Origin of the sequence: Sulfurimonas sp. NWX367 (assembly GCF_039667065.1) — a bacterium.
Taxonomy (GTDB): domain Bacteria; phylum Campylobacterota; class Campylobacteria; order Campylobacterales; family Sulfurimonadaceae; genus Sulfurimonas; species Sulfurimonas hydrogeniphila.
Genome location: NZ_JALCZM010000003.1, coordinates 34431 through 47172 on the forward strand (window position 1 = coordinate 34431; position 12742 = coordinate 47172).

Annotated in this window: 16 protein-coding genes; 7 read left to right on the top strand and 9 right to left on the bottom strand. The window is 38.5% G+C overall.

From position 1 onward, the window contains the following. Positions 1-120: 120 nt before the first annotated feature. The 8 genes from recG to MNY28_RS08935 form a co-directional block, all read right to left on the bottom strand. Complete coding sequence (gene recG / locus MNY28_RS08900) at positions 121-1932, bottom strand: ATP-dependent DNA helicase RecG (RefSeq protein ID WP_346389601.1); 1812 nt, start codon at positions 1930-1932, stop codon at positions 121-123. 73 nt (positions 1933-2005) lie between these two features. Next, a complete protein-coding gene (gene glyQ / locus MNY28_RS08905) occupies positions 2006-2890 on the bottom strand; it encodes a glycine--tRNA ligase subunit alpha (protein WP_346389602.1) in 885 nt (294 codons plus the stop codon). A gap of 46 nt (positions 2891-2936) precedes the next feature. Continuing rightward, positions 2937-3734 (bottom strand): hypothetical protein, encoded by a 798-nt coding sequence (locus MNY28_RS08910; protein ID WP_346389603.1) that lies wholly within the window; start codon positions 3732-3734, stop codon positions 2937-2939. 9 nt (positions 3735-3743) lie between these two features. Then, positions 3744-4601, bottom strand: a complete 858-nt coding sequence (locus MNY28_RS08915; protein WP_346389604.1) for an ARMT1-like domain-containing protein — start codon at positions 4599-4601, stop codon at positions 3744-3746. Beyond that, a complete protein-coding gene (locus tag MNY28_RS08920; RefSeq protein ID WP_151899579.1) occupies positions 4598-5077 on the bottom strand; it encodes a DUF3972 domain-containing protein in 480 nt (159 codons plus the stop codon). Before MNY28_RS08920 ends, MNY28_RS08915 begins: the two co-directional genes overlap by 4 nt. A 24-nt stretch (positions 5078-5101) precedes the next feature. Beyond that, complete coding sequence (gene purE, locus MNY28_RS08925) at positions 5102-5599, bottom strand: 5-(carboxyamino)imidazole ribonucleotide mutase (protein WP_151899578.1); 498 nt, start codon at positions 5597-5599, stop codon at positions 5102-5104. 36 nt (positions 5600-5635) lie between these two features. Further along, entirely contained in the window at positions 5636-6934 is a 1299-nt protein-coding gene (locus MNY28_RS08930) for a peptidase U32 family protein (RefSeq protein ID WP_346389605.1), read from the bottom strand. Then, the gene (locus tag MNY28_RS08935) at positions 6931-7620 is read right to left on the bottom strand and encodes a chemotaxis protein (RefSeq protein WP_151899576.1); all 690 of its coding nucleotides are present in this window, start codon (positions 7618-7620) and stop codon (positions 6931-6933) included. Before MNY28_RS08935 ends, MNY28_RS08930 begins: the two co-directional genes overlap by 4 nt. Positions 7621-7693: 73 nt before the next feature. Here MNY28_RS08935 and MNY28_RS08940 point away from each other — a divergent pair, with 73 nt between their 5' ends. Beyond that, positions 7694-8473, top strand: coding sequence for a histidinol-phosphatase (locus MNY28_RS08940; RefSeq protein ID WP_346389606.1), 780 nt, complete (start codon positions 7694-7696; stop codon positions 8471-8473). Here MNY28_RS08940 and MNY28_RS08945 read toward each other — a convergent pair. After that, positions 8470-8913, bottom strand: a complete 444-nt coding sequence (locus tag MNY28_RS08945) for a globin (protein WP_151899574.1) — start codon at positions 8911-8913, stop codon at positions 8470-8472. The two genes, MNY28_RS08940 and MNY28_RS08945, sit on opposite strands and share 4 nt — an antisense overlap. A 132-nt stretch (positions 8914-9045) precedes the next feature. On the opposite strand from MNY28_RS08945, the gene trxA reads away from it, so the two are divergent. The 6 genes from trxA to MNY28_RS08975 all read left to right on the top strand — a co-directional run bounded on the left by trxA (position 9046) and on the right by MNY28_RS08975 (position 12722). Beyond that, complete coding sequence (gene trxA, locus MNY28_RS08950) at positions 9046-9366, top strand: thioredoxin (RefSeq protein ID WP_151899573.1); 321 nt, start codon at positions 9046-9048, stop codon at positions 9364-9366. Positions 9367-9452: 86 nt separating this feature from the next. Beyond that, positions 9453-9866 carry a hypothetical protein gene (locus MNY28_RS08955; RefSeq protein ID WP_230973293.1) on the top strand — a complete coding sequence of 138 codons (414 nt, stop codon included), beginning with the start codon at positions 9453-9455 and terminating at the stop codon, positions 9864-9866. Then, entirely contained in the window at positions 9863-10804 is a 942-nt protein-coding gene (trxB, locus tag MNY28_RS08960; RefSeq protein ID WP_346389607.1) for a thioredoxin-disulfide reductase, read from the top strand. Before MNY28_RS08955 ends, trxB begins: the two co-directional genes overlap by 4 nt. A 10-nt stretch (positions 10805-10814) precedes the next feature. Continuing rightward, positions 10815-11255, top strand: coding sequence for a hemerythrin domain-containing protein (locus MNY28_RS08965; protein WP_346389608.1), 441 nt, complete (start codon positions 10815-10817; stop codon positions 11253-11255). Further along, positions 11245-11469, top strand: a complete 225-nt coding sequence (locus tag MNY28_RS08970; RefSeq protein WP_346389609.1) for a hypothetical protein — start codon at positions 11245-11247, stop codon at positions 11467-11469. The genes MNY28_RS08965 and MNY28_RS08970 overlap by 11 nt, the downstream gene beginning before the upstream one ends. Continuing rightward, a complete protein-coding gene (locus MNY28_RS08975) occupies positions 11469-12722 on the top strand; it encodes a hypothetical protein (RefSeq protein ID WP_346389610.1) in 1254 nt (417 codons plus the stop codon). Before MNY28_RS08970 ends, MNY28_RS08975 begins: the two co-directional genes overlap by 1 nt. Positions 12723-12742 lie beyond the last annotated feature (20 nt).

The following is a 12742-nucleotide window of genomic DNA, read 5'->3' on the forward strand; positions in this document are numbered from 1 at the left end:
CAAGCGCGGGCTTTGAATAACAAAGAAGTTGTTACAGCCGGCACTGAAGTACCGGTTCCAGGGGTTTTCGGAACCCGTACTTCAGTGCGGGCTTTGTGTCTTTAAAGACTAATACCCAGGTTAACACTTAGGTTTAGAAACAGCTTTTAAATCTTTTTTTACCATTTTAACTATTTCTTCATCTTGCGCAAAATCCACCCATTTAAACCGGCTCCCGCTTTGTACAATTCCTTTGAGCAGATCACCACTCTTTCGAAACTTCAAATCCAAATTTGCTATATCAAATCCGCTTTTGGTATGTATAAATTCATCTAAACGCTCAGACTTTTTTTTGTTTGTATATAAAAAGCAGTAGCCTTTTAAACCGGTACGGCTCACCCTTCCACGAAGCTGATGCAACGTTGAAAGCCCTAAACGCTCTGCTCCAACTATTACTACCGTACTCAGACGAGGCAAAGATATACCCACTTCTACAACTGTAGTCGCTATCAATATGTCGCCTTTTTCTCTAAAATCAAGCAGTACCTGCTCTTTGTCTTTGTCTTTTCCATGAGTCACATAAACATTCTTAAAATTTTTCTCCCAGTAGCCCCGTGCCTCGTCTATACTCTGATAATCAAAAGCTTCACTCTGCTCCACCAAAGGGTAGACAAGTAAAACCTGATTGTTTTTTGCAATTTCCGCCTTTACATGTAAAAGCAATGCTTGAAAATCATTTCTGTGAATGACTTTTGAAGAAATATCTTTTGTAAAAGGCGTAGTAGTAATGAGGCTGACATCTATATGTGCACTCTCAATCATTGCCTGTGTTCTTGGAATCGGAGTGGCTGAAAACTGTATAAAATGCGGTTTTAATGCCTGTTCTGTCACCAATTTTTCAAGCATATTTCTTTGTAGAGTTCCAAAACGATGCTGTTCATCCACCATAATCAGTGAAGCCTGCGGCAATTCTCGATACAGAAGCGCATGCGTTCCTATGATAAAGTCATAAGGACTCAAGTCTGTTTTTTTTGTTTTATTTGTTACAAGTGCAGCTTTGAGTTGAGGAAGATATTTTTGTGCCTCTTCAAAGAGCTGATTTGCCAAAATCGTTGTCGGAGCCATTAAGACAGATCGGTTTGGCATATTCATATAGGCAGCTGCCAGAATCACCATTGTTTTACCGCTCCCCACATCCCCGACAACCATCCGTTTTGCCGCTACATCTTTTTTCAAATCCTGATAAATATCTTCTATAGCTTTCAACTGCTCTTCTGTCAGCACAAAAGGGAGCGTTTTACTCCATGGCGTATACTCTTTTGCCTGTGAAGAGAGTGATTCAAAATAACGTCTTTTTCCAGCTAACATCTGCATATAGGAAAAAAGTTCCGTGTATTTTAATGCCTTGCGTGTTTTTTCACTGTACTCTTTATTTTGTAAAAATTCATCTGTTGGAAAATGAAGTGCTAACAGCTCCTCGGCAATATCTTCACGCAGCTTTACATGTAACAGGTTTTCTTTAGTAAGACAATTCTGTACAAGCCGTTGCATAACATCGCTTCTGAGTGCCGTTTTATATTTTGGAGTAATCATCCCCACTTTAGAGACTTTTTTTGGCATACTCATACTGCAGTGCCCCTGCTTGCAGTCTATAACACCGTAATAACAATCCCTCTCTCCTACTTTAAACTGATGTAACATGTAAGGTTTGGGGCGAAAAAGCACTCCCTGAACAGTATGCCCGAGATTGTGTGCAAAAAAAGTAATTTGAATAGAATTTGGGGCTTTATAGACAGACTCAACCGTCGCATCTATGAGCTGTGCTTTTTGTGGAAGTAATTTTTCATGAAGTCTGTAATCTTCATAGGTATGAGGCACCAGCAAGGCAAGTTCCAAAACAGAATTAATTCCAAGCTTACGAAACTTTACCTCTTCATCCTTTGATAAATTCATAATTTCCCTTTTCAAACTAAATTATAAAGAAAAAGAAAAAAACTTTTATAAAATATGACAAATTGAAATAAAATTAAGTATTTACTCTTTTAATACGTTCCTCTTCCTGTTCTTTATAGAGTTCTGCGCACCCTTTTGAAAGTTCTCGAATTTTTAAAATATAGTTTTGTCTTTCTGTTTGTGAAATTGCTTTTCTTGCGTCTAAAACATTAAACGTATTTGATGCCATCATACATAAATCATAGGCAGGTAAAGGCAAACCGGCCTCAAGTGTGCGTAAACACTCTTTGCTTTTGGCGTTAAAATCAGCAAAAAGCATTTCTGTATCGGCTACTTCAAAGTTGTATTTCGAAAACTCTATTTCACTCTCTTTGTGTACATCTTTATAGAGCGTTTTACTGCCGTCTGGTGCAATATTCCACACGATGTCAAAGACCGTATCAACCCCTTGCAAGTACATTGCCAGACGCTCCGTTCCGTATGTGATTTCAACTGCAACCGGATCGCACTCAATCCCGCCGACCTGTTGAAAATAGGTAAACTGTGTCACTTCCATACCATTGAGCCATACTTCCCAGCCAAGCCCCCACGCACCGAGCGTCGGAGATTCCCAGTTGTCTTCTATAAAACGAATATCATGTTTTGCCAGGTCAAGTCCCAGATACTCTAAAGACTGCAGATACAACTCTTGAATATTATCCGGTGAAGGTTTTATAAGTGCCTGAAACTGGTAATAGGAACCAAGACGGTTGGGATTTTCTCCGTATCTTCCGTCTGTCGGGCGGCGAGAGGGAGCGACATACGCTGTTGCCCAGGGCGTAGAATCAAGTGAGCGCAAAAATGTAGCAGGGTGAAAAGTTCCTGCTCCGGCAGGAATATCATAAGGCTGTACAATATTGCACCCCTGTTTCATCCAGAATTCTTGTAATTTGAGTAACATTTCGCTAAAAGTAATCATTTTTTGCCTTCAATTTGTTTTTGCTATTATAGCCAAAGAGACTTTTTTAGTATTTAAAAACAATTCCAAATTTAATGTATTCGTTATATACTTTACTTTCCGGTTCCAAATACCCTGTACCTGTATTATCATATACAACATTAGATTCCTCTATTTTTTGATACTGATATGTATATGCAGCATATAAAGAAAATTTTTGTGTAATTGCATATTTTATAGGCAGTGTAAACTCCATAATATTTGCAGAACCTAGCTTAAAATCATCACTAATACCTGTAGCACTCATTCTAGGTCCTAACCCATATTGAAACTCAAATTTCGGGGCAATTCTCAAATCATAATACATATAAGAAAATGAAACACTTGGTCGAAGAGAAAACCATGTATAGTCTTCTATTTGTTGAGCTGACAGCTTCCTGCGCCAAAATCTGTACCCAACACCTAGAGAGATAGTAGTTGTAAAGGAAGATCTATCTTCATATGTGTGTGCAAAATCTATTTCCATATCATAAATTTGATTTGAAGTTATACTTACTAAACTTCCATATCCAAGGTTAGAACCAATGTATGCACCCTTGTATTCTGTATTGCCACCTACAGCCATGATATTTATTGATACCGTATCAAAATCTTGTGAAGTTTCTGTTTGCTTTATATATTTATATTGAATTTCTAGACCTTTTAAATCTGCAAAATCTGATTCTTCACTATCCAAAAAAACTCCATTTTCGGACTCTTTATAATCCATACTCATACCAACAATATTTATGGCATATTCATAACTTACTTTTGCAAATACCGCTGAACTAACTAACAGCATACCTATCGTCAGTTTTTTTAACATTTTGATTCCTTATACAAGTTTACAAACTATATCACCGACTTCTTTGCCTAATGAGTTGGCAACAACATTGCATTTTACTTTGAGCAAAAAACAGATATTATCTCTGTGGCTTGGACTGAGACATTCATAATTTCCCATGCCCTTGCTTATCACCAAGTCCGCTTCATCAAAAAGCTTTTGTGCCTCTTTTGCAGCACGTTCGTAAACAAATCCCGGAGTATTGACACCGCTGTCAACCAGATTGCAGAGTTTCTCAAAGCCGGCTTCTTTTGCTTCTTTACATGTAACGTCATTGATTATAGGATTACCCCGTACCATATAAGTACATGTAAGTTTTGGATAGAGTTCCTGTAAAGTCTCTATAAACAAATAGTCAAAAATATGTTCGCCGACATTATCGCCAAGAATTACAATGTTTTTTGCAGTTTGCAATACTTTTGCAAACGCTTCAAAATCATTATGAGAAAATTCTGTATGAAAGATTTTCTCAAGTTCTTCCTGCAAATCAAATTCTACCTGAGCAGCCAAATCTATAACATTGCCTGCTACAGCAATTTTTGTGGCTGTCAAAAGTTTGTCATTACATGTAAAGAGTTTTTCTTTTAAAAACGGAATAAAGGACAGGGCTTTTTTTGTTGAGAGTTCTTTGACCTCATCATACAGGTCTTTTTTATCTGCAATCTCTGACATTTTTTCATACACATCTGCAGCAATTTCAGGAGGAGTTTTTGAAAAAGAAAAATCTTTACTCATGCTTTCCACAATTGTTCTGAGTCTGTTTTTTAAAGTTTTATCTGCACCAATTGCATCAGCGACTTTCACACTTTGGTTGATGATACATCCGACACATTCATTATCTATGGTCATGCTTTTCCAGTATGTTCATCAATAGCCTTGTTCCACATAAGTTTATATTTGCGGCGCATAAATTCAACTTCCTGCTGTGAGAGTTTGAGCTGTTCTTGCAGAGTATGTATGGTTTTTCTGTCTTCATCATAGAGTTCCTGCAAAGAAGCCAATGCTTCACGTAAAAACTCATTTTCCACCCGGACGGCTTCGAGTGTTTCATCTTTTGCATCCAAAACTTTTTCATGCAGATTGATGATAGTCCCGATGGTTTTTTCAACGAACTCAGGCTGAACAAGCATTTCATGGGTGTTTTTTTTCGCAAGTTCCTTAAGTTTGGCAGGCACAACGGCTTCTGTCGCACCTTTTGACGGATCAATGTAACGAATGCCGTCTTCAATTTTTACACTTAATTTGCCCCTCTCAATCAAATCTTCAATAGAAGTTATATCCAATCCCGTCAGTTGACTGTATTCCTCATCACTCATCCACTTCATTGCCAAACCTCTCTTTTGCTGTAGCTATTTTATAATAGTTTCTATCTCTAAAGAATCCATCTCTACTTTTTTTGCTTTTGCAATACGGTCTTCTTTGAGTTTTATACTGAGTTCTTCATTGTCAAGCGCCAGTATCTGCATAGCCAGATATGCCGAATTAATAGCCCCTGCCTTGCCTATGGCAACAGTAGCAACAGGCATACCTGCAGGCATTTGCACAGTTGAGAGCAGTGCATCTATGCCTGCCAGTGCAGATGCTGACATCGGTACGCCTATTATAGGTTTGATGGTTTTTGAACTTAATACACCTGCAAGATGGGCAGCCATGCCTGCTGCAGCTATAAAGACCTGCGCACCTTTCTTTTCAGCTTCTTCTATGTACTCTTTTGTACGCTCAGGGGAACGATGCGCTGATGAGATAACCATCTCATAACTGACTCCAAATGCCTCTAATGTGTCAGAACACGATCTCATTACTTCATAATCACTTTTTGAGCCTATTACTATAGATACAAACTTCATATTATTTTACCTTTCTTTTAATTTTAACACTCTGCATTATTTTTTTGGAGCTGTATTCATATCTGCACTCGCCGGTATTCTAAAGAATGTATAGGGCGGAAATTTTGTCGGCAACTCTATAGGGTTGACATTGCCGCTGTGAATTTCTTCCCAGATTTTTCCGTTTTGTGCTTTAAGCTGTTTGAGTTTCATAAAAAATTTCCCGTCTCTTTCATATGTCGAGCCTATATCGTTATCAACCTTTTCCACTTCACTGCCCAAAGGAAAAACGACTTCCATCTCATCACCGGGAAATGTTTTGTATTTACATAAAAAATGTGTGCCCTCGGCATTGACAACACCGCTGACCTGATGCGTGCCAAGCTGCATGGTGAAGTCCAGACTCTGGGTATCATGTCTTTCAAATGGACGAGAGACAAGATAGGCATCCGTATATCCTCGGTTTTGCAGAGACTGCAGTTCATACTGATACCGTTCACTGTCCATTTTTCCGGCATAGTAGTCATCTATTGCCATTCTGTATGCTTTTGCCGTAGTGGCTGCATAATATGCTGTTTTTGTACGTCCTTCTATTTTTATGGAATCCACAGCACCGCTGTCTAAAATCTCTTGTATGTGTGAAGCCAAATTCAGATCTTTTGAATTCATAATGTAGGTACCGACACCCGGGTCCTCTTCAAGCTTGAAAAGCGTACCTGTTTCCGGATTTGCCGCATATATTTCATAAGGAAATCTGCAGTCATTGGCACAGCTTCCGCGATTTGGCACACGCCCGCTTTGCAGGGTTGAGATCAGACAGCGTCCGCTGTAGGCAAAGCACATAGAACCGTGCACAAAAACTTCTAGTTCCAAATCAGGCAAAGCCGCTTTAATCTCTTTTAAGTCACGCAGAGAAATTTCTCGTGCAGTAATAATGCGTGTCGCACCCATTTCATGGTAAATCTGTGCATCAAGCACATTCATAACATTTGCCTGTGTTGAGAGATGCAGAGGCATATCGGGTACCAAATCATGGCACAGTTTCAACACACCCGGTGTCGCTACGATGAAAGCATCGGGCCCCAGTTCACCCATTTTCACAATATGTTTTTTCAGTAAATCAAGCTGGGAATTAAATGGAAATCCGTTTATGGTTGCATAGACTTTTTTTCCGCGTTCATGAGCATATTTGATACCCTCTTCAAAATCTTCAAAACTAAACTCTTTTCCGGAGCGAATACGCAGTGAGAAATGACTGACTCCGCCATATACGGCATCTGCACCAAAATCTAGTGCAATTTTTAATTTTTCCAAGGTCCCTGCGGGGGAAAGCAATTCTACTTTTTTATTATTCATTGTTTTGAAAACTGTTCCAAAAGCGCTTCTATGTCATCTGTAGAAGCCAGCTCGTTGTGCGTGTCTCCCGCAATGTGTATGGCGGAAGAGACACGTTTGTCATCATCAATTTTACCCTCAAAGAGCGTATTCATATACTTTGACAATGCACGCATGACATTGATAACCCGCTCAATTTTCTGTCTGTGAATATCCTGGTACTGCATGATATCCATAACACTCATGATAGCATCTCCGCTCTCTTGCAAAACTTCTATGACACCGTTGATTTCATTCAGAGCTGTTTCATTTTTTTCCAGCTGTGTTTGGAAGGTTTGCACATCAGGGAATTTTTCACACAATTTTGTAAACAATTCTATATTTGAATGAAGAATTTCACTTACTATATTGAGACTTTCTTCTTTTTCCATCAAATTGCTGCTGATATTGTCAATAATATCAAAAATCTCACTCGCTTTTTCTTCACTCTCTTTGGTAACATCGTCAAGCTGATGCACCATTTTGTTTTCATTTGTCGCAGGAAGCGGAAGTTCGGCTGCTTCAATGCCTGCTGTTATCGGGTCTTTGGAAGATTCATCTTCCTTGTCCTGCGAATTTTCATCATCTTGGGTATGCTCATCCTCTTCAGACATATCATCCATATCCACACCACCGCTCATTAAGGCGTCCAGTTCTTCTTGCGTCATAAACAGTCTCCGTAATTGAATAATTTATTAATTCACACTATAATAGCATAAATTATATAATACGAGAACAAATATGAAAGTAGACCTCCATAACCATACACCATTGTGTAACCATGCCCAGGGCACAATAGACGAGTATATCAATGCTGCCATCAGGAACAATACGAAAATATTTGGCTTTTCCGACCATGCGCCTATGGACTTTGATCCAAAATACAGAATGTCATTTTCAGAGATGCAAAAATATGAAAAAGACATTCTCGATGCAAAGAAAAAGTATGCTGATACGATTACTGTTTTGCTTGGCTATGAAGTTGACTACCTTGAGGGGCATATGGACAAAAGAGTGCTCACTGCCGATGTTGACTACCTCATTGGTTCTGTACATTTTATAGACGAATGGGGTTTTGACAATCCGGAGTTTATAGGAGAGTACCAAAATGAAGATATCAATCTGATATGGCAGAAATATTTTAATGCTGTCGAGGCTATGGCCAACAGTAGACTATTTGACATTGTCGGACATCTGGACCTTATAAAAGTATTTAAATTTATGCCGACGCAAGACATCAAAGAGATAGCAAAAAATGCTTTGCATGCCATAAAAAATGCCGACATGGTGTTGGAAATCAATGCAGCCGGCTACAGAAAGCCTGTCGGTGAGGCTTATCCCTCAAAAGAACTCCTTGAAGAGGCATATAAACTCAATATACCTATCACTTTCAGTTCTGACGCCCACAAACCCGAACAGGTGGCTATGTTTGACAAAGAAGTCACACAGCTTGCCAAAGATATCGGCTATTCAGAGTGTGCTTACTTTATAAACAGAGAGCGAAGGTTTTTACAGTTTTAGTTCTTCGTATTCACCACCCACATAGAAAAAAGATCCAAATAGTTCCAAAAAGATTCTATATACCTGGGAGAAATACCTTCTTCTGCAAGCGCATTCAAAAGCGGAATGTAAAGTTCCAGCCAGACTCTTCGCGCATTTTCATCTATGCGGAAGGGTGCATGACGCCCAACCATTTGATGCTCTCCCCTGCTTTGTGTAAAATAATCAGGACCACCTGAAATTTCTATCAAAAAATCAGCTGCATGTTTTTGTGCCTCTGCAAAATCATCATCATCAAATACAGGAAATAAAAAAGCAATATCACTGCTCTTGATGGATTCATAATGTTCAAACACCAGTTTTCTAAACCTTTCTTCTCCCACTTCATTAAAAAAACCCGGATGAGGCTTTGCCACAGGAGGTCGTACATCAATTTTTCCAGCTGTAATTTCTAACTTCAAAACTTTTTTCCTTTACATGTAGTTCATTATAGAGAATTATACAAATTATTGCTATAACTAAATTTAAAGTTTGGATTAATGATAGCACTTGTATAATACTTTTATAACAAACAAAATAAAAAGGATTTACTAATGGGTAAATATATAGAACTAACTGGTGCAAATTTTGAAGCAACTCTTGCAGAGGGTGTATCTCTGGTAGACTTTTGGGCGCCATGGTGTGGGCCGTGTCGTATGATTGCTCCTGTTATTGAAGAATTGGCGGAAGATTATGACGGAAAAGCTAAGATCTGTAAAGTCAATACTGATGAAGAGCAGGATATTGCTGTAAAATTCGGTATTCGTTCAATCCCTACTATTATGTTTTTCAAAAACGGTGAAATGGTAGACCAAATCGTAGGCGCACAGTCAAAACAGGCTCTTGCAGAAAAACTTGACGCTCTTTTAGCGTAATTTCAAGGACTTCAAAAGTGGCCGGAAAGGGAGGCAAAAGCCTCTTTTCTCTTTCCACTCTTCTAGCATCTTTCTTTGGTGCTGCAATGATAGCAGGTGCTTTTGCCTATTTCAACTACAAATTTTCAGAGTATAAGTTTATTAATTTTAAAGAGTTCGTTTATTATGAAAAAAATGATGTTTTCACGCCAGTAAGTGAAGAGTATATCGTCATTTTTTATTCTTCAAGAGATAAACACACAATGAACAGACTTGCAAATTTAGATTTAAACCTGCCGATACTTGCCATTGACTACTATAACAGGGTCCGGGAAAACACAAAAACAACTACTTTTTTAAGAAGTGGGACCAACACATCTTTAAAATTCATACAGCGCTTCAATATCTACAACTCACCATCTATTTTTTTCATAAAGAGAATAAAAGATTCCCTTTATAAGCAAAATAGTATGATACGTAAGCTTGACAATTTAGACCAATTAGAGGAGATAAAATCATGACTTTAGACTGTGCAATTATAGGTGGGGGACCGGCGGGTCTTACTGCAGGACTATACACTACACGCGGCGGACTTGAAAATGTTACAATGTTTGAAAAAGGTATGCCTGGCGGGCAGATTACACAGAGTTCCGAAATAGAAAACTATCCGGGTGTAACAGGTGAGATAACCGGAATGGACCTGATGATGCCATGGCCCGAGCAGTGTCAAAAATTTGGACTCAAACATGATATGGCAGAAGTAAACCGTATAACAAAAGATGGCGATCTCTTTCATGTACTCAAATCAGACGGAACAAGCATTGAGGCACACAGTGTTATTGTTTGTACCGGTTCCTCTCCCCGCCGTGCAGGTTTCAGGGGAGAAGACGAATTTTTTGGCAAAGGGGTCAGTACCTGTGCAACCTGTGACGGATTTTTTTACAAAGGAAAAGAAGTGGCAGTGATAGGAGGCGGAGACACTGCTCTTGAAGAAGCCTTATACCTTGCAAAAATATGCACAAAAGTCTATCTTGTTCACAGACGCGACAGCTTTCGTGCAGCACCAAATACAGTAAAAAGAGTCAAAGAAAATGAAAAAATAGAACTTGTACTCAACTCTGTTCCTGATGAAGTTTATGGCGATGCAAGCGGAGTAAACGGATTGAAAGTCAAAGACAAAGATGGAAATATAAAAGATATACAGGTTCCCGGTGTTTTTGTGTTTGTGGGGAACAATGTCAATAATCAGACACTTATCCAAGAAGACGGAACTTATCTGTGTGATGTGAATGAGCAGGGACAGGTTATTGTAACCTTAAGCATGAAAACTTCTGTTCCTGGACTGTTCGCTGCGGGTGACATACGGATAGAAGCACCGAAACAGGTTGTTTCAGCAGCCGGAGACGGCGCTGTTGCTGCGCTTTCTGCCATTTCATATGTTGATGAATTACTAAATTAGGAGTACCGATATGACTATAAAAGATTTTATGACAAGTAAACACAGAGAGTGTGATCATCTTTTGACGCAGGCAGAAGATTTTCTTGAAAGCGGAGAGTTTGACGAAGCTCTTTCCAAATATTCAGCCTTTAAAAATGAAACACTCCTGCATTTCACAATGGAAGAGGAGTATCTTTTTCCTATGCTTGAAGAAAAATCAGGGATGGGAAGTATGGGACCGACAAATGTTATGCGAATGGAGCATGCACAGGCAAAATCACTCTTTGAAAAAATGGATGAAGCCTATAATGCCAAAGACAAAGAAAGAGCTTTTTCTCTTGGAGAATCCATGAATATTCTCCTGCAACAGCACAATCTCAAAGAAGAGCAGATGCTCTACACCATGATGAACAGTGCCCTGGCAGAAAATGCAGAAGAAATCGTTCAAAAACTACAAAACTATGAAAACTAAAAAAGAGATTATTCTGGATGTCAGTGAGCTTGAAGCGCCCTACCCTCTGGTAGAAGCCATCAATGCTCTTAATATTTTACAGGATGATGAAGTGCTGATATTTCGCCATCGGATGAACCCTCAAATGCTTTTTCAAAACATTTTGTCCCTTGGTTTGCAATATGAAATTACGAAAGAAAATGAAAATGAGTTTGAAATGAGGATCTATAAATAATGTTTCAAGGTCTGAGTCTTGAACAGGCACCCCCTTATGCAATTCCAATAAAATTTTATCTCAGTGGTGCCTTTTATCTTATACTTCTTTCAGTAGCCATTGTAATCTACGGATTTTCTATAGGTTCACGGTTTGATTATGAAGTTATTGCTTTGACACATCTGCTGACTCTGGGTTTTATCACACATGTCATGTTCGGCTCACTCTTTCAAATGTTGCCTGTTATGCTGGCAACACCCTATACAAATGTCATAAAAAATGCAACAATCGTTCACATTGCTTTAAATACCGGAATTCTGAGTTTTGTTGTTGGATTTCTCACAAATACGCCACTCTTGCTCTATCTTGCAGGAGCAGTGCTGAGCGGAACCTTTTTCTATTTTGCAATACTCTCTTTTAAAACAGTTTTGCTCAGCCAGGAAAAAAACACGCTGGTACAAAATTTTGCAGCTTCTTTTATAGCTCTTTTTGCAGCAGCTCTGTTTGGAGCTTTGGCACTGCTTGGACATTTTGGATTTGTTGACACACTGCGTTATGGAAACACTCATATTGCTTTTATGCTTTTTGGCTGGGTCTTTTTACTTATAGTCTCCGTATCGTATAAAATTATTCCTATGTTTTTTGTTGCAAAAGAGTTTCCGATATTTTTACAAAAAAAACTCTATCCTGCACAACTTGTATTTTTACTTTTATTTGCATATGCACAACTTCAAGAAAAAATGCTGCTTCTCACTTTAACACAGATACTGCTTTGCGTACCAGTCATCATTTTTGCTCTGTTGAGTATACAAATTTTACGAAAAAGAAAACGGGCAAGAAAAGATGCCAGCATCCAGCTTTGGTATTTTGCCATGGGCAATGCTGTTCTTGCGTCTCTCCTTTTTACAGGTGCAAATATTTTACATGTAAACCTTTCCTTTGCTATTGGTTTTTTTACTCTCTTTGGCGCTGTATATGCCTTAATCAATGCAATGCTTTATAAAATCATCCCTTTTTTGACCTGGTTTCATTTAAGTTCAAATATGGTTTTTGATGCGGAAATGGGCAATGTAATACCAAAAAAAAAGATGCAGTATCAGATCAATTTGTACTATCTTTCCTTTTTTCTTTTTCTTTTTACGGCTTATTCGCGTATTTTTTTAATACCCGCTGCTATACTCTTTTTCTTTTCGTCCCTGCTGCTCCTGCTCAATATACTCAAAGCGCAAAAATATTACAATGAGTATATGAAAAAGAAAGTAGTATTTGAGTAATATTTTGCTATTATAAGAAA